Source organism: Micromonospora andamanensis, assembly GCF_016863495.1.
GTDB lineage: Bacteria > Actinomycetota > Actinomycetes > Mycobacteriales > Micromonosporaceae > Micromonospora > Micromonospora andamanensis.
Map to the genome: position 1 here is coordinate 22,880 of NZ_BOOZ01000019.1, position 16,775 is coordinate 39,654.

General features: G+C 73.1%; 14 protein-coding genes. 7 read left to right on the forward strand and 7 right to left on the reverse strand.

Going from position 1 to position 16,775, the window contains the following annotated elements; all coding sequences use genetic code 11:
- The first annotated feature begins 7 nt into the window (after positions 1-7).
- The 3 genes from Van01_RS17605 (at position 8) to Van01_RS17615 (ending at position 4,024) form a co-directional block, all read left to right on the forward strand.
- Positions 8-1,378: an FAD-dependent oxidoreductase gene (locus tag Van01_RS17605; protein ID WP_204008383.1), complete on the forward strand. Its 1,371-nt coding sequence runs from the start codon at positions 8-10 to the stop codon at positions 1,376-1,378.
- Positions 1,379-1,458: 80 nt separating this feature from the next.
- Positions 1,459-2,883 (forward strand): WGR domain-containing protein, encoded by a 1,425-nt coding sequence (locus Van01_RS17610; RefSeq protein ID WP_204008385.1) that lies wholly within the window; start codon positions 1,459-1,461, stop codon positions 2,881-2,883.
- A 148-nt stretch (positions 2,884-3,031) separates the two neighbouring features.
- Positions 3,032-4,024, forward strand: coding sequence for an aminoglycoside phosphotransferase family protein (locus Van01_RS17615; protein ID WP_204008387.1), 993 nt, complete (start codon positions 3,032-3,034; stop codon positions 4,022-4,024).
- A gap of 69 nt (positions 4,025-4,093) precedes the next feature.
- Here Van01_RS17615 and Van01_RS17620 read toward each other — a convergent pair whose 3' ends face one another.
- Entirely contained in the window at positions 4,094-4,900 is an 807-nt protein-coding gene (locus Van01_RS17620) for an Fpg/Nei family DNA glycosylase (protein WP_204008389.1), read from the reverse strand.
- Positions 4,901-5,050: 150 nt separating this feature from the next.
- On the opposite strand from Van01_RS17620, the gene Van01_RS17625 reads away from it, so the two are divergent.
- The 4 genes from Van01_RS17625 (at position 5,051) to rocD (ending at position 9,254) form a co-directional block, all read left to right on the forward strand.
- Positions 5,051-5,740 carry an SDR family NAD(P)-dependent oxidoreductase gene (locus tag Van01_RS17625; RefSeq protein ID WP_204008391.1) on the forward strand — a complete coding sequence of 230 codons (690 nt, stop codon included), beginning with the start codon at positions 5,051-5,053 and terminating at the stop codon, positions 5,738-5,740.
- Between the two features lie 237 nt (positions 5,741-5,977).
- Positions 5,978-6,811 carry a DMT family transporter gene (locus Van01_RS33090; protein WP_239099136.1) on the forward strand — a complete coding sequence of 278 codons (834 nt, stop codon included), beginning with the start codon at positions 5,978-5,980 and terminating at the stop codon, positions 6,809-6,811.
- 416 nt (positions 6,812-7,227) lie between these two features.
- A complete protein-coding gene (gene ddaH, locus Van01_RS17635; RefSeq protein WP_204008542.1) occupies positions 7,228-8,043 on the forward strand; it encodes a dimethylargininase in 816 nt (271 codons plus the stop codon).
- Entirely contained in the window at positions 8,040-9,254 is a 1,215-nt protein-coding gene (gene rocD / locus Van01_RS17640; RefSeq protein ID WP_204008393.1) for an ornithine--oxo-acid transaminase, read from the forward strand. The genes ddaH and rocD overlap by 4 nt, the downstream gene beginning before the upstream one ends.
- A gap of 53 nt (positions 9,255-9,307) precedes the next feature.
- On the opposite strand, the gene Van01_RS17645 is transcribed toward rocD, so the two are convergent.
- The 6 genes from Van01_RS17645 to Van01_RS17670 form a co-directional block, all read right to left on the reverse strand.
- Positions 9,308-10,456: an FHA domain-containing protein gene (locus tag Van01_RS17645; RefSeq protein WP_204008395.1), complete on the reverse strand. Its 1,149-nt coding sequence runs from the start codon at positions 10,454-10,456 to the stop codon at positions 9,308-9,310.
- Positions 10,453-10,746 (reverse strand): 4a-hydroxytetrahydrobiopterin dehydratase, encoded by a 294-nt coding sequence (locus tag Van01_RS17650; RefSeq protein ID WP_204008397.1) that lies wholly within the window; start codon positions 10,744-10,746, stop codon positions 10,453-10,455. Before Van01_RS17650 ends, Van01_RS17645 begins: the two co-directional genes overlap by 4 nt.
- A gap of 110 nt (positions 10,747-10,856) precedes the next feature.
- Positions 10,857-14,489, reverse strand: coding sequence for an SCO7613 C-terminal domain-containing membrane protein (locus Van01_RS17655; protein ID WP_204008399.1), 3,633 nt, complete (start codon positions 14,487-14,489; stop codon positions 10,857-10,859).
- Positions 14,490-14,537: 48 nt separating this feature from the next.
- The gene (gene cutA / locus Van01_RS17660; RefSeq protein WP_204008401.1) at positions 14,538-14,858 is read right to left on the reverse strand and encodes a divalent-cation tolerance protein CutA; all 321 of its coding nucleotides are present in this window, start codon (positions 14,856-14,858) and stop codon (positions 14,538-14,540) included.
- A gap of 9 nt (positions 14,859-14,867) precedes the next feature.
- Complete coding sequence (locus tag Van01_RS17665) at positions 14,868-15,884, reverse strand: 1-acyl-sn-glycerol-3-phosphate acyltransferase (protein WP_204008403.1); 1,017 nt, start codon at positions 15,882-15,884, stop codon at positions 14,868-14,870.
- A complete protein-coding gene (locus Van01_RS17670) occupies positions 15,884-16,714 on the reverse strand; it encodes a patatin-like phospholipase family protein (protein WP_204008405.1) in 831 nt (276 codons plus the stop codon). The genes Van01_RS17665 and Van01_RS17670 overlap by 1 nt, the downstream gene beginning before the upstream one ends.
- Positions 16,715-16,775: the final 61 nt, after the last annotated feature.

The window sequence follows — 16,775 nt, forward strand, 5'->3', positions numbered from 1 at the left end:
TGGTGCCGTGGCGGAACGGTTGATCGTCATCGGCGGGGACGCCGCCGGCATGTCGGCCGCCTCCCAGGCGCGCCGCCGCCGGGGCCCGGACGACCTGGAGATCGTGGCGTTCGAACGAGGACACTTCACCTCGTACTCGGCCTGCGGTATCCCGTACTGGATCAGCGGCCTGGTGACCGACCGGGAGCAACTGGTGACCCGGTCGCCGAAGACGCACCGCGAGGACTACGCCATCGACGTACGGCTCCGGCACGAGGTGGTCGGGATCGACCTGGTCCGGCGCGAGGTGGTCGCCCGCGACCTGGACGGCGGCGGCGAGGTCCGCGAGCCGTTCGACACCCTGATGTACGCCGCCGGGGCGGTGCCGAAGAAGCCGGCCTGGGCGCGTACCGACGCCGCCGGGGTGTTCGGGGTGCAGACCCTCGACGACGGTTCGGCGCTGCGCCGGTGGCTGGACGCCGATCCGCAGCCGCAGCGGGCGGTGGTGGTGGGCGGCGGCTACATCGGCGTCGAGATGGCCGAGGCGCTGGTCCGCCGTGGCCTGTCGGTCACCCTGGTCGAGCGCGGCGAGCAGCCGATGTCGACTGTCGACCCCGACATGGCCCGGCTGGTCACCGAGGCGATGCGTGGGCTGGGTGTGGACATCCGCACCGGCGTACGGGTCACCGACCTCTCGGAGCGCGACGGCCGGGTCTGCGAGGTGGTCACCGACGACGGGCCGATCCCCGCCGACCTGGTGGTCCTCGGTCTCGGGGTACGTCCCAACACCGAGCTGGCCGCCGCCGCCGGCCTGCCGCTCGGGCCGACCGGCGGGATCCGGGTGGACCGCCGGATGCGGGTCTCCGGGGTGCCCGGAGTATGGGCCGCCGGCGACTGCGTGGAGACCCTGCACAAGGTCAGCGGTATGCCTGTGCACGTGCCACTCGGCACGCACGCCAACAAGCAGGGCCGGGTCGCCGGGATCAACATCGGTGGCGGCTACGCCACCTTCGCGGGGGTGATCGGCACCGCCGTCACCAAGGTCTGCGAACTGGAGGTGGGCCGCACCGGGCTCCGGGAAGGCGAAGCCTCGGCGGCCGGATTCGAGTTCGTCTCCGTGATCGCCGAGTCGACGAACCGCGCCGGCTACTACCCGGGTGCCCGCCAGATGACTGTGAAGCTGATCGCCGAGCGCCCGAGCGGGCGACTGCTCGGCGCCCAGATCGTCGGCTGGTCCGAGGCGGCGAAGCGGATCGACACCCTGGCCGTGGCGCTGTGGAACAAGATGACAGTGGACGACATGACCGCGCTCGACCTCGGCTACGCCCCGCCGTACGCCCCGGTCTGGGATCCGGTGCTGGTCGCCGCCCGTAAGGCGGTGGACGCGCTCGCCGGGTGAGCGTTCTTGTCGGTGGGGACGGTTAGCGTGAGCGTGCCGCGCCCGGTCAGGGCCGACGCCGACCCCTCGGAGGAATCCCCATGTCGCAGGAGACGACCTACCTCGAACTGTCCGAAGTGGACGGTGCAGCGCACAAGTTCTACGAGGTGGTGGTCGACGACACCACGATGACCGTGCGCTTCGGGCGGATCGGCGACCAGGGCCAGGTGAAGACCACAGGCTTCCCCGACAACACGCGGGCCCGGGCCGCCGCGGCGAAGAAGATCGGCGAGAAGGTCCGCAAGGGGTACGCCCCGGCGGTGCCCGGCGTACGCCAGAAGCGGGCCGTCTCCCGGCGGCAGATCGTCAGCACCCGTTCGACCGCCCGCACCGCCCCGGTGCTCTGGCGGTACGAATCCGGCGCGCCGGCCTTCGGCATCTTCGTCGACGGGCGCACCTGCATGGTGGGCAACGAACGAGGTGTGATCACCACTCTCGACCACGACGCCCGGGTGCTGGATCAGGTCCGCCTGCCCGACGGGGTCAAGTGCATCGTCGCCGACGACGCCTGGATCTACGCCGGCTGCGACGACGGCAACGTCTACGACCTCTCCGGCAAGATCCCCAGGGTGGCGTACGCGATCGTGCCCGACATCGACATCTACTGGCTCGACATCCACGACGGGGTGCTGGGCGTCTCCGACGCCGACGGCGGGATCGCCGCCATCGACCACGAGGACGAGTTCCTCTGGCGGCGGGCCGGGCGTGGCCGGTCGGCCTGGATGGTGCGGTGCGACGCCGACGCCGTCTACCACGGCGATTCGACGGGGGTGAGCGGCTACGACTGGCGCACCGGTCGGGAGCTGTGGCACACCCGCACCGGCTCAGTGCTCTTCGGCTGGCAGGAACGCGACGCCGTGTTCGCCGGCACCGCCACCCGCGAGGTGGTCCGGATCGGCAAGGAGGGCGGCTCGGCGCTGCGCACCTACCGGGCCGACGCCCCGGTCTTCTCCTGCGCCACGGCGGAAGACGGCCGCTACGTGTTCGCCGGGGACAGCCAGTCCTCGATCTACTGCTTCGCCGCCGACGGCACCCGGCTGTGGAAGCTCGGCACCGGCTGCGGCTCGGCGTACTCCATGCAGTACCACGACCAGCGCCTCTACGTGGTGACCACAAGTGGTCACCTGGCCTGCATCGATGCCAGCGAGCCGGCGATCCGGGCGGCGGAGGCGGGCAACGTGCCGGACGTGGTCGACGTCAAGGCCCCGGCCCGGCTGCCCGAACCGGCAGCGGTCACCCAGGTCGAGATCGTCGGCGACGCCGGTGACGGGGTGATCGTCGAGTGTGTCGAGCAGGGCGGCCGGCTGCGGGTGCACGTGCTCTCCGCCGGCTACCACCGGAACTGGTCGGTGCAGTTCCCCAAGGGCATCCGCGAGCCGGGTGCCCGGTACCTGGTCACCGAGGTCCGCGAGTCCGGCCGGGGCGGCTTCTACCGCGCCTACGGCGACATCCGCCGGCTCCGCTGATCCCCGCCGCGCCCCGCCCCCCGATCGCGCCACTGACCGGGGACCTGTCGTGGCCGGCTGGTGGGGCGGGCACCCGGGTTGTGGCGGCCGGTCTGGTGGCCGGAAGCCCGGGTTGTGGCGGCCGGTGGGGCTCGGCCACGATGAGCCGGTGACCGGTGTGCTGCGCATCCCCGAGGGGTTGACCTGGCTGCACGGCATTCCGGGCGGCCCGGAATGGTTGGCCGAGTTGCCGGAACGGCTGGCCCGCTGCACTCGGCGCTGGTCGCTGCGGGTAGGGCCCCCCTTCGGGTACGCCTGCGCCTCGCTGGCGATGCCGGCCGACCTGCCGGACGGCACCCGGGCGGTGCTCAAGTTGCAGTTCCCGGACGCGGAGAGCGAGCACGAGGCGATCGCGCTGCGCCGCTGGGACGGCAACGGCGCCATCCGGCTGTTCGACCACGATCCCGGCCTGCGGGCGCTGCTGGTGGAGCGCTGTGACCCAGGCACACCGCTGCACGTGTTGCCGCTCGACGAGGCACTCGACGCCGTGGTGGCGCTGCTCCCCCGCCTCTGGGTGCCCTCGGCGACCACGCCGGAGCGACCGGACGATCCGCCGGATCGGGCCGGTACGGCGGATGCCGCTGCGGCCGGTGGCGGGGCAGCCGGGGACGGGGCAGCCGGTGGCGGGGCGGCCGGGCGGGCCGGTGCGCCGTTCATGTCATTGGCGGAGGCGGCGGCCGGCTGGTCGGCCCGGCTACCGGTCAAGTGGGAACGGGCCGGCCAGCCGTATCCGCGCCGGCTGGTCGACACCGCACTCGACCTGCTGGCCGGGCTGGCCGTCAGCCAAGGTGAGCAGGTGCTTGTCAACCAGGACCTGCACGCCGGCAACGTGCTGCGCGCCGAACGCGAGCCGTGGCTGGTGATCGACCCGAAGCCGCTTGTCGGCGAACGCGAGTTCTCGGTGGTTCCGATGGTGCGAGGCACCGAGCTGGGCCACTCCCGGTCGGCCGTCCGTCGCCGCCTGCACCGGCTCAGCGCCGAGCTGGGGCTGGACCGCGACCGGGTACGCGGCTGGACGATCGGCCAGACGATGGCCTGGAGCATCGACGGCGACCGGGTCTTCACCGACCACGTCGAGGTGGTCCGCTGGCTGCTGGACTGAGGCGACACGATGACGCCTCCGCCACGTGTCGCCTCGCCTCGACCGCGCGCGGCGGCGTCGATCTCAGCCCTACGACTGGCAGGTGGGGCACCAGTAGAGGTTGCGGGCGGTGATGGTGCCTCGGCTGACAGGTGTCCGGCACACGTGGCAGGGCTGGCCGGGGCGGCGGTAGACGTAGACCTCTCCCCCGTGCCTGTCGACGCGGGCCGGGCGGCCCATCGCCTCGGGCAGGTGGGCGGCGCGGACGGTGTCGATCCGCCCGGTGGCGACCGCGAGCGTCATCAGTTCGACCAGATCGCTCCAGAGCAGCTGCCAACCGGCCCGGGTCAGCTCCCGGCCGGGCAGCCTCGGCGACAGACCGGCGCGGAACAGCGCCTCGGTTACGAAGATCAAGCCGGTGCCGGCCACCACCGCCTGGTCCAGCAGCAGCGCCGCCAGCGGCGTCGCACTGCGCGAGATCCGGGCGTACGCCCGGTCCGGATCGGCGTCGGCGCGCAGCGGATCCGGACCGAGTCGGGCCCGCAGCGCCGCCACCTCCGGCGGAGTGAGCAGCTCACAGGCGGTCGGGCCACGCAGGTCGAGCCAGTGCCGGTCGCTTGTCAGTCGTAGGCGGATCTGTCCCACCGGCTCCGGCGGTTCACCGTCGCCGTCGGTGACCTTGCCGTAGAGACCGAGGTGCACGTGCAGGGTCAGCTCACCGGCATGGTGGTGCAGCAGGTGCTTGCCGTACGCCTCGGTGCCGTCGAGCACCGTCCCGGACATCCGGGCGGCACCGTCGGCGAAGCGGCCCTGAGGGCTGGTGGCGAGCACCTTGTCCCCGGCGAACAGCTCGGCGTGCCGGGCCGCCAGGCGATGAATCGTGTGTCCCTCTGGCACGGCGCCAAGCGTAGCCAGCGGGCCGGTGAGCAGCGCTCGGGCAGCACCGCTACTCGACGGTAGGGGGATTGCTCCAGGTGTCTGGTTCAATTGCCGGTCGGGCCGCCGGCACGGCGGGCACCACGTCGACTCGATGGGGGCAGCGGGGTCATGACGGTTCGGATGCGCCGTGCGGTGGTGGTCGGCAACAGCGACGGGATCGGGCTGGCGTTCACCCGCCGACTGCTCGCCGACGGCTGGCTGGTCACCGGGCTGTCCCGACGGGACAACGCGATAATCGTCCCGACGTACAGCCACCACACCGTAGACGTCACCGCGCCGGACTATCCCGACGTGCTGGCCAAGGCGATCGACGAACTCGGCGGGTTGGACCTGTGCGTCTACGCCGCCGGCATCGGGGAGCCTGTCGACCCGAGCGACCTGGCCGCCCAGACCCGCACCTTCGAGGTCAACCTGATGGGCGCGGTACGCACCACTGCCGTGGTGGTGCCGAGGATGCTGGCAGCCGGCGACGGACACCTGATCGGGATCTCCAGCCTCGCCGACCGGCTGGTCTCCGGCGAGGCACCCGGTTACGCCGGCTCGAAGGCCGGGCTGTCGTCGTACCTGCTGGGTATGTCGGCGGCCCTGCGCCGGCACGGCGTGCACGTGACCACTGTGCGGTTCGGTTTCGTGGACACCAAGATGGCCAAGGCCGCCTCCCGACCGTTGATGATCCCGGTCGAGCGGGCCGTGGAGATCCTCGTGCGCTGCGTCCGCAAGCGGCCCGTCCTGGTCTCCCGCCCCCGCCGCCTGGCCCTCCTAACCTCCGCCCTCGCCCCCCTGACCCGCCCCCGCTAATCCCCACCCCACCCTCTCCCCGCGCCCCCACCTCCGCGATCTTGCAGTTATGGTCGCCGATATGACCTATAGACGTGCTTTTGTCGCGACGACAACTGCAAGATCGCAGGGATCGAGGTGGGGAGGGAGGAGTGGGGTGTTGCGGGGGTGGGGGGGTGGGTACCTGGTGGGTGTTGTGGCGTGGTTGGCGATACGGGGCTGATGCCGCCGTCCACGCATCGATCAGGAGGTGAACCTATGAGATTTCCTTCGCTGTCACGCCGGGAGGAACCGGCGCCGCCGGCAGACGACGAGGTCCGGGCCGGGGCGGTCGCCACCGACACCCGTACCGACGAGCGACCCGACGTCGAGGGCAGCACGGACGGCAGCACCACCCGCCGTGCACCGACCGGCGACAGCACCACCGACCGGGCCGAGCGCCAGCCCGACGCGAGGCGGAGCGCCGAGGCCCGTGCCGCCACGGCTCGATCCACAGTCCTGGGTTCCCGCCGCGCCCGTGCCGCCGCCCCCGAGACCGTCGACGGCCACCGGGCAACCGGCGTGGATCACGCCGTCGACGGCGACCGCGACCGGACCGTCGACGACCTCCGCACCACCGACCGGGCCGGCGACGCGGACCGTGACACCGGCCGGGAGCGGGGCACCGGCACCGGCACCGGCACCGGCGAGCGGAACGGCGCGGTCGACGCCGACCGGACCCCCGACGGCGAGGCCAGCCGGGACCTGCCGCCGGCACCTGTCGGCCCGCGACCCCGGGCCAGTCTGCTGGCCACGCTCGGTCTGATCGTCGGCGTCGCCGGCGTTCTCTTCGTGCTCACCGGCACCCTCGCCGGGTACGGCATCGCCCTGGGCGCGGGCGGAGCCGTGCTCGCCGTGCTCGGGCTGATCGCGACCCGGCGGCGGCACATCGCCGGCAAGTCCGACGCGCTGCTCGGCATCGCCTTCGGCATCGGCGCGGTGGTCCTGGGCGTACTGGCGATGACCGGCCAGTACGACTGGCCGACCACCGACGGCGACCTGGTCGCCCGGTTCCGTGAGTGGCTTGATTCACAGTTTGTCGATCGCCTGTAGCGGGCACCTTTCGTCCCGCCGGTGGTGCACCGGCCCGGTCGGTGCGGAACCGACCGTAGCCCGATCAGATCTGGTGGTTCACCAGCCGGGCGCACACGCTCGTCAGGGGCGGCGGTTCGCCGCCCCTGACGTATGTCCGGGGGCGGTTCGCCGCCGCCGACGTGTGTCCGGGCGGCGAACCGTGACCGAACGTGCCGGCCCGCCGATCAGGGACAGCCGACAAGCGGATCGACCCGACCGGGGCTCTCGCGCAATGAAAGTCCGCTGGGTGGGTGGTAAACGCAACGTTCTGCCGCTGAATGCAAGGGTTCGCGGTGGATCCTGCTCGTCGGACCCGCATACGGTTGAGCCACGGCGCCAGCCCGTGGGCCGACGGTGGCCGGGCGCGCCCGACGCTTGGAGCAGGACACATGACGATGGACGCCACCCGCCAGCGCTTCCTGATGTGCCGGCCGACGTACTTCGCCGTCGACTACGCGATCAACCCGTGGATGGACCCGACCGCTCCGGTCGATGTCGACCTCGCCGTCCGGCAGTGGGAGCGGCTGCGCGAGGTCTACCTGGACCTGGGTCACACCGTCGAGGAGATCGCGCCGGTACCCGGCCTGCCCGACATGGTCTTCGCCGCCAACGGTGGCACCGTGATCGACGGCAGGGCGATGGCCGTGCAGTTCCGGGACCCGCAGCGCGCCGACGAGGCGCCCGCGTACCGCGCCTGGTTCGAGGCCGCCGGCTTCGAGATGTACGACCCGAAGCACGTCAACGAGGGTGAGGGCGATGTCCTGCTGGCCGGTGATCACCTGCTCGCCGGCACCGGTTTCCGCACCGCGCACGCCTCGCACGCCCAGCTCCAGGAGGTCTTCGGTTACCCGGTGATCACCATGCAGCTCGTCGACCCGCGCTTCTACCACCTGGACACCGCGCTGACCGTGCTCGACGAGCGGACCGTGGCGTACCTGCCGGAGGCGTTCTCGCCCGGCAGTCAGGCCGTGCTGCGCCGGCTCTTCCCGGACGCCGTGCACGCCACCCTGGCCGACGCTGAGGTGCTCGGTCTCAACGCGGTGAGCGACGGCCGGCACGTGGTGCTGCCCGAGCAGGCCACCGGTCTGGCCGCCACGTTGCGCGACCGGGGCTACCAGACGATCGGCGTCGACCTGTCCGAGCTGCGCAAGGCTGGCGGCGGTCCGAAGTGCTGCACGTTGCGACTCCGTCAGGGAAAGGCGAACCGATGATCGAGGACATGCTGCGGACCCCTGCCGCGGTGCAGGATGCGGAGCGCCACACCGCGCACAACTACCACCCGCTGCCGGTGGTGATCTCCTCAGCCGAGGGCGCCTGGGTGACCGACGTGGACGGCAGGCGCTACCTCGACTGTCTGGCCGGCTACTCGGCGCTGAACTTCGGTCACCGGCACCCGACGCTCATCGCCGCCGCGCACGCCCAGCTCGACAAGCTGACGTTGACCAGTCGGGCGTTCATCCACGACCAGTTCGCCGACTTCTGTCGGGAGCTGGCGGCGCTGTGCGGCAAGGACCTGGTGCTGCCGATGAACACCGGGGCCGAGGCTGTCGAGACCGGCATCAAGGTGGCCCGCAAGTGGGGCTACCAGGTCAAGGGGGTACCGGGCGGCCAGGCCAACATCGTGGTCGCGGAGGGCAACTTCCACGGGCGTACGACCACAATCGTCAGCTTCTCCACGGATGAGGACGCCCGAGCGGACTTCGGGCCGTACACCCCGGGCTTCCGGGTGGTGCCCTACGGCGACCTGGCCGCGCTGGCCGAGGCGATCGACGAACACACGGTCGCCGTGCTGCTGGAGCCGATCCAGGGCGAGCAGGGCGTGGTGGTGCCGCCGGAGGGCTACCTGCCGGGCGTACGGCGGCTGTGCACCGAGCGCGACGTGCTGTTCATCGCCGACGAGATCCAGTCCGGCCTGGGCCGCACCGGCACCACCTTCGCGTGCGAGCAGGAAGGCGTCGTGCCGGACATGTACCTGCTGGGCAAGGCGCTCGGCGGCGGCATCGTGCCGGTCTCCGCGGTGGCCGCCGACACCGATGTGCTCGGTGTCCTGCGGCCCGGGCAGCACGGTTCCACGTTCGGTGGCAACCCGCTCGCCTGCGCGGTGGCGACCGAGGTGGTCCGACTGCTGGCCACCGGTGAGTTCCAGCGCCGCTCCGCCGACCTGGGCGAGCGGCTGCACGCCGGCCTGCGCGGGCTGATCGGCAAGGGGCTGGTCGCGGTACGCGGCAGGGGCCTCTGGGTCGGCCTGGACCTCGACCCGTCCCTGATGAGCGGCCGGGAAGCCTGCGAACGGCTGATGGAGCGGGGAGTGCTGGCCAAGGACACGCACGGCTCGACCATCCGACTGGCCCCGCCGCTGGTGATCACCGAGGAGGAGATCGACCACGCGGTGGCGCAGGTCGCCGCCGTACTGGCCGGCTGAGCGGTCGTACCGTCCGGTGGGCGTCGGGACCTGGTCCCGACGCCCACCGGCGTTCAACGGGGCAGGCGCATCGCCATGGTCGGTGCCTCGGACATCACCGAGTCCGGGTTGTACGGCGCTCCCGCCGGGAACTCGTTCGGGCGGCCGACCTGCACCCCCGGGTACAGCTCCACCATGTCGCCGTTCCCGAGCACCCGGGACTGCTGCGGGGCCAGCGGGATCCGGTCCGCCTCCGCCAGGGAGCCGCCCGGGCGCACGCCGGAGCCGTTGGTGCTGACATCGGTGGCCACGACGTCGCCGCCGCGCAGCTCCAGCCGCAGGTGGTTGCGGCTGATCCAGCGTCGCGCCTCGTCGTTGAGCCACTGACCGAGCATGACACCGCCGGAGCCCTCCGGCGCCCGGCCGATCACCACCGGCTGCTCCTCGGTGACCACGAAGCGACGGCGGATCAGGCCACCGACGCGTACCGCGAGCACCTCGCTGCGCGGCCGGGGACCGGCGTCCCGCAACCGCGCGCCGTGCCGGGGGCAGGTGGGTACGCCGTTGCGCAGCGACGGTGGCGGCTGCCCGGTCGGCACGCGGTCGATCCGGGCCAGGTCGGCGAAGGCGCCACCGCCGCCGGCACCGCCGAACAGGGTGCAGCCGGACTCCGGGCAGCGCCATTCGCGGGACAGCAGCTTGGCACCGGCCGGCGCGGGCGGCCCTGCCACAGGTGTGTGGCCGCCGCCGACGTGGGCGATGAAGACCGGACCGCCGGCACCCGGCACCGGTGCCAGCACCCGGCCCGGCTGCTCCACAAGCCACGGGAACCGCCCCCGCAGCCCGTCGAAACGGACCCGGCTGAGCACCGGCAGGCCGAGCAGGTCGGCCACCTCGAGCATCCGGTCACCGGGGTTGTCGAGCACCTCCACCAGACCGTCGTCGGCCCACCTGCGTACCACCATCCGCTCGTTGGAGGTGAGGTCGGCGTCGGAGAGCATCCCCCGGTGCACCACCGCGTAGACCGGGACGTTGTCCTCCTCCAGGCTGCGCGCCAGCGCGTCGATGACCATACCGAGGCGCAGTGAACTGGCCGGACGACCGCCGTCGAGGTCCTGGTAGCGGATGATCTCCGCCAGGTCCAGCACCGCGCGGGCCAACTGCGGGTCGGTGCAGACCCGCCCCTCGATGGCGTCCAACACCTTGCTGATCTCGAACCTCATCGGGCACCCTCCACGATCTCGTCGATCCGCCGGGCCAGCCGTAGGTCACGTTCGGTGACTCCGCCGGCCGAGTGGGTCACGCAGCGGAAGGTCACCGTGCGCCACCGGATGTCGATGTCGGGGTGGTGGTCCAGTTCCTCGGCCGTCGCGGCCACCCGGTCCACCACTGCGATGGCGTCCGGGAAGCTGGCCAGCTCCACGGTTCGGGTGATCCCGGCGGGGTCCCCCGACCAGCCCGCCAGCCCACCCAGCTCGTTTCGCACCGCCTCGGCGGTGAGCACCTCTGCCATGGCCAGACCCTACCGGTGCCGGCCGGCGCCCCTGATCGTGGCGGCCGGCGGCGCCCAGCGGAGGGGTACCCGGGCAGGCGTGGCGGTGAGGCGAGCGGCCCGGACAGCCGTCAGCTCATGCGGCCCACTGCGGATCGCAGCCGCAGCAGATCCCGACGTCGGCGCTCGTAGGTGGTCGCCAGGCCGATCAGCGCCAGCCCGGCGACGGCCAGGAAGGCCCACCTGGGCAGCAGGTCCCAATTGCGCACCAGCTCGTACAGGGCGAGCAGGGCCAACGTGCCCCCGCCGAGCAGCACCGGCGCCTGCCAGCGGCGTACCGCGCCGAGCAGCGTCACGACGAGAGCGGCGGCGCCGAGCAGCAGCCGCCGCCAGGGCTGCGGGTCGGTGCCGAACAGCACAGCGGCCAGGCTGGGCAGCAGCACGGCGGCCAGGCCAGGGCCGAGCGCCAGCCAACTGTTCAGCCCGGGCCGGGTCCGCAGCGCCACCGTGCCAGCGGCGAGCGCCAGCGCCGCCAGCGGCACCGTGTACGCCTCCAGCACGCTCACTCCGCCGGCCACCAGGAGCAGCCAGACGGCCAGCAGTTCGCTGCCACCACCGATGCCGGCGAAGACCCAGCGCCGCCCGAGCGACTCGTCCCGACGCAACAGCCGGACACCCGTCGCGACGCCCCACAGCACGCAGATCGTCGCGGCGTGCCGGAGTGCGCCAAGGGTGAGCAGCAGCGCGAGCAACGCGACCACCTGTGCGGCGGCGTCCAGCACCCGGCCCAGCAGCACCGCTGGAGCGCCACTCCGGGGCACCTCGGGGGCTGCCAGGGTGGACGCCGGCGCGGCAACCGGCTGTGCCACCGCGCCCGGCAGACTCCCCCGGCCCGACAGCGTCGCGGCGAGCAGCAGGGTGAGCGCGGCGACGCCGAGCACCGCGAACGCCGCCACCCGGGGTGGCTGCCCACCGGCCAGTGGAGCGGTGACCGCGAAGCCGGTCGCCGCCGCCACCGCGACCAGCCAGCCGGACACGCGTACCGCGAGGTGACGGGCACCCACTCCGACGACAGTCGCCGCCACCGCCACCAGGCCCAGCCCGGCCAGGGTCGCGGTCTCGGTGGCCTGAAGGTTGAGCAGTCCGGCCACCGCCAGCACGAATCCGACGGACACCGCCGCCCGCACGAAGAAACCGTCCAGGGGCCGCAGCGCGACAGCGAGCAGTAGTGCCACCCCACCCAGCAGCGCCGCCGCCGGTACCACCGGCCAGGGCACGGCGGCGGCGACCAGCAGCACCGGGCCGGCAGCGGCCAGGAAGGGCAGCGCCACCCCGGCGACCCGCCAGGCAGCGGCCCGGCCACCGGCGGGACCAGCAGCACCGGGCGCAACGCCACCGTCGTCAACGGATCGCTGTTGCGCGGAGTCGGTGCGGGACGCCGGCCAGGTGGCCAGGGCCGCCGCCACCGCCAGCAGCACCAGCGCCAGGCCGACCGGCAGCGCGTCCGGTGCCGACCGGGTAGCCGGGACACCGGACCAGAGCGCGGGCGGCGGGCCGTACGGCGTCAGTAGCGCACTCACCACCGTCGGCACGGCCGCCAGCACCGCCACTGCGGCCAGGCCCAGCCCGGCCACCGGCAACAGCCCCACCGGGCGGCTCCAGAACCCGGCGAGCGCGACAAGCGACGCCGCCACCGCCGCGTACACCGCCACCCGCTCGGCACCCGGTACGACCAGGGGCGACAAGCCGGTCAGCAGCGCCACCACGGCGAGCCCGGTCGAGGCGTACCCGGTCAGCTCGGGCCAGCGTCGGCGCAGCGCGAGCAGCGCCACCGCCGGCAACGCGACGGCGGTCAGCGCCGCCCGGGCCTGCCACCACGGGGGTGCCCCGACGCCGATCAGTGCGACCGCCGCCCCAGCCGGTACCACGAGCACAGCGGCGGCCAGACCGCACCCGGCCACGGCCCGCCGCACCGGATCGCCCTGTCGACAGGCAACCGCCACGCCGAGGCCGACGCCGAGGATCACCGCGCAGGCGACGCCGGCACCGATCGGGTCCGCCAGCCCGACCAACAGCCCGTGCCCGAGCAACGCCGCACCGGCCGACGTCGCGGCAAGCAGCGTCACGGTGGGCAACGTCGGACGAACCACCGCCACGACCAGCAGCACCGCCCCGACCGCGAGGTCGATAGCGACCACCGCCGGCCACGACGCAGCCCAGGCGACAGGCGCGGCGAACGCGGTCGCGGCGAGACCGACCGCCAGCACCGCCGGCCGGACCGCCCGAGGCAGCAGCAACGCGACCGCAGCCGAGGTGAGCGCCACAGCCACCGGTAGCTGCCAACCCCACGCGAACTCCGGGCCCGCCGTGGCCCCCTGCCACGGCGGCAACGACCGGACCACTGCGGCTCCGGCCAGCAGCAGCCCCGCCAACGCCGCCAGCAGCCCCCCGCCGCCGGCCACCAGCAACGCCCCCACCCGCGGACCGGCCCGCCAACTGCGCGGCAGCAGCCGTATCGCGCCGGCCAGCAGCGCCGCGACAAGCGCGGACACCACAAGCCACACCGATGCGCGCAGTTCCACCACCGGACGGACGATCGCTCCGGCCAGCACCGGCACCAGCGCGCCGCCCGCCAGCGCCCGCGCCGGCTCGCCGCCGGCCAGCAACGCCGCGCCGAGCGCGGTAAGCGCCACCAGCAGCATCGGCACACCGGCCACCAGCGGTATGCCACCCGCCCGGCCGACAAGCAACGGCACCAGTGCGCAGCCGGCGGCGAGCAGCAGCCAACCGGCGAAACCGGTCCAGGCCAGCGCGCCACCGGCCAGTCGCATCGCCGGTGTCGTCGCGACCCCCTCGTCCGCGACGACACCGGCGCGCTGCCGCAGGACGGCGACCACCGCCAGGTCGACAAGCGCCACCCCGACGAAGACCACAGCCCAGCCGGCCGGTTCCGGACGGGCCTCGGCCGCAAGCAACGGCAGTACCGGCTGGACGACGAGCAACGCGGCGAACCACGGCACGGCCAGTCGGCTGAGTCGGGCGTAGCCCAGGGCCACCGCCGCTCCGACCGCCGCGACCAGCGCCGCGTACCGGCTGCCCGGCCAGGCGGTCACCCCGAACAGGTCGACAGACCAGGCGGCGTACCCGTCGAGCAGTACCAGTAGCAGCCCGACGGCGGCGAAGGTCTCGGCGGTGCCGCGCAGCCCACGCCAGCGGGCGACCAACGGCACGGTCAGCAGCAGCGCGGTGGACGCCAACAGGATCACCGCCCGGCCAGCCACCCCGACCGACGCCCAGGCCACCGCCGTGAAGACCGTCGCCGCCGTGCCGAGCAGCAGTCCACCCAGGACGAAGAGCAGACCCTGCACGGTCCGCGTCGAGGTCTCCGCACCGCCCGGGCGAACCAGCGCGGAACCGGGCCGCCCGCCGGGAGCCGGCACGGGTGCGGCCGGTACCGGAGCGGGTCCCGGGTGTCCGCCGACGGCCGGCGTCGGGCGGTGGCCCGGTGCCGTCACGGACACCGGGAACTCCGCCCGGACCGCCGCGGCCAGCTCCCCCCGCCGTCGCCGCACCGCGTCGAGCCGCCCGACCAGCCCCTCGTACGCCTGACGGGCCCGCTGCACCTCACCGCCCAGCACGGCGATCTCCCGGTCGAGCCGGATAACCTCGGCGGCGGCCGAATGCGGCGGCCGGCCGCAGCCGGTGCAGCCGGAGTCGAGATTTGCCGACGAACCGCAGGCCGGGCAGGGGTAGGCGTTGTCCACGCCGTCATCCTCGACCGCCGGGTACCGCCGACGCCAGAGTGCGCGTACTCAGGAACGGGTGTGCTCGAAGACCCAGGCGGCGTAGCCCGGATGACCGCAGTCCACCCTGCTGACCAGGATCTCCGGCACCTCGTAGGGATGGCTGGCCCGCAACTGCTCGACCAACGCGTCGACCCGGTCGGGTGCCGTCTTGAACTGCACCGACCACTCGGTGCTGGTCTCCACGCTCGACTGCCACCAGTACGTGCTGTCCACCTGACCGCCGACCTGCGCGCAGGCCGCCAGCCGCCCGGCCACCGCTGCGGCGGCCAGCAGATCGGCGACCGCCCGCGCGTCGACCACCGTCGTCACCACGCTGATCTGCTCCACAGGCGCACCCTACGTCGCGTCGTCGTGATTGGTCGCGATCCACTCGTCTATCCGACTCCACCATTCGTAGAGCCAGTCGATGCGCTGCTGACGGTCGGTCGGGACCTCCTCCGGCGGCACCGACCAGAACCGCATCACCAGCCGCTTGTCCATCGGCAGCTCGCGCCACACGTCGTTGACGGTGAGCATCCGGTCCAGACCGGTGTGGGCCACGAAGATCACTCCGGCGTCGGGTGCCGCGTCCAGCGCCGCCAGCAGCCCGCCCGGCTGCGGGGCGAGCACGTGCCGCATCGCCTCCGCCCGCAGCGCCATCCGCTCGTGTCCCCGGTCGCGCAGCCGTGCGATGGCCCGCAGCCGGCGCTTCGGCGTGAAGTTGCCGCCCTCCGGAAAGATCACGAAGGCGTCGTTGTCGTCCAGCCCGGTGGCGAGATGTCCGACCTGGTCGGTAAGTGAGCCCCGGCCGTCGCGGCCCGGCGCGATGAACCGGCTCGGCAGCCGGTTGAGCAGTACGTCGATCGCCGGATCCCACTGGAGGGTGTCCTTGAGGACGATCCGTGGCTCGCGACGGAACCAGTTCACCAGGGCGTGGATCAGGATGAACGAGTCACCCGGACCGGCGTGCCGGCACAGCACCAGTTCCGGCCGGCCCGGCAGGGCGGTGTCCGGGTCGGTGCCGACCACGTCGATGCTCAGCCGCAGCGTCCACCTGGCCTGCCAGAACAACACCCGCAGGAACCAGCCGGCCAGCACGTAGTGGGCCCGCTGGAAGGCCGGAGAGCGCACCCGCCAGCCGAACCCGGAGCCGACCCACAGCACGAAGAGGCAGAGCAGCGCCGCCGCGTCCCACACCAGGTAGAAGCAGCCGATCCAGAGCAACCGCAACGGACGCAGGTGCCCGGGGACGAACGGGGACGCGGCGAGCGCCAGCAGGACCCACAGCGGCACCGTGGTGACCAACAGGATCGCCAGCAGCACCACGCCGGGTGCCAGGAGCAGTCGGCGCAGCCAACGCGGCGGTAACGGCATCAGCGGTCCAGGTTGGCCAGGTAGTGCCGGGAGGCCGAGTACGCCCGGCTGATCCGTCGGCCCACCGCCGCCATGTCCCGGTAGGCCCACGGGGTGTCGTCACGCGGCTCCAGCCCACCGGTCGGCAGCACGTGCACCTCGACCCCGTCGGGCAGGGCGGCCATCTCCCTGGCGAACCGGTGCCGGCGGGCGATCTCGAAGGCGATCTGGGCGATCTCCCAGGGCCGCCGTGGCGGTGCCAGCGCCCGCTCTATCCGGCCCACCTGGAGTACGAAGATCCGGCCGGCGCCGGCCGCGACCGCCTCGCCGATCGGGATGGAGTTGACGATCCCGCCGTCCACGTAGTGCTGATCGCCGATGCGGGCCGGCGGCAGCAGCCCCGGCACCGAGGCGGACGCCAGGACCGCCGGCACCACCGGCCCGCTGACGAACCAGTGCTCGGCGGCCCGCTCGATGTTCGCCGCGCAGCAGCGGAACGGAATCGTCAGGTCGGCGAAGGTGGTGTCGGCACCGAGTTCGTTCTCCAACAGCTTGCGCAACGGCCGGGGCGAGTGCAGATGGGTACGGGCGGCGAAACGCCGCAGTTGGCGGGCGACCGAGTCGCCGTACACCTCACTGGCTTCCGGAGAGGCCCAGAGCCGGACCAACCGGTCGGTCACCGCCTCGGTCGGGTCGGCGGCCACCAGGGCGCCGTTGACCGCGCCGATCGACGTGCCGAGTACCAGGTCCGGCCGGATCCCAGCCCGGAACAGGGCCCGCAACATGCCCACCTCGACCGCGCCCAGGACTCCCCCGCCGCCGAGCACGAAAGCCACAGGTCCCCGCGCCATGCCGTTCATCCTGGCACGGCCGCGCCCCGGCGGGCCCACCCGTACGCCCCGGCGCGACGTA

Bases quoted from the DNA above. Each gene is read 5' to 3' on its own strand.
- Van01_RS33090 (WP_239099136.1), top strand. From the start codon at position 5,978: ATGAGATTTCCTTCGCTGTCACGCCGGGAGGAACCGGCGCCGCCGGCA.
- rocD (WP_204008393.1), top strand. From the start codon at position 8,040: ATGATCGAGGACATGCTGCGGACCCCTGCCGCGGTGCAGGATGCGGAG.
- Van01_RS17650 (WP_204008397.1), bottom strand. From the start codon at position 10,746: ATGGCAGAGGTGCTCACCGCCGAGGCGGTGCGAAACGAGCTGGGTGGG.
- Van01_RS17665 (WP_204008403.1), bottom strand. From the start codon at position 15,884: ATGCCGTTACCGCCGCGTTGGCTGCGCCGACTGCTCCTGGCACCCGGC.
- Van01_RS17610 (WP_204008385.1), top strand. From the start codon at position 1,459: ATGTCGCAGGAGACGACCTACCTCGAACTGTCCGAAGTGGACGGTGCA.
- Van01_RS17625 (WP_204008391.1), top strand. From the start codon at position 5,051: ATGACGGTTCGGATGCGCCGTGCGGTGGTGGTCGGCAACAGCGACGGG.
- ddaH (WP_204008542.1), top strand. From the start codon at position 7,228: ATGGACGCCACCCGCCAGCGCTTCCTGATGTGCCGGCCGACGTACTTC.
- Van01_RS17670 (WP_204008405.1), bottom strand. From the start codon at position 16,714: ATGGCGCGGGGACCTGTGGCTTTCGTGCTCGGCGGCGGGGGAGTCCTG.
- Van01_RS17645 (WP_204008395.1), bottom strand. From the start codon at position 10,456: ATGAGGTTCGAGATCAGCAAGGTGTTGGACGCCATCGAGGGGCGGGTC.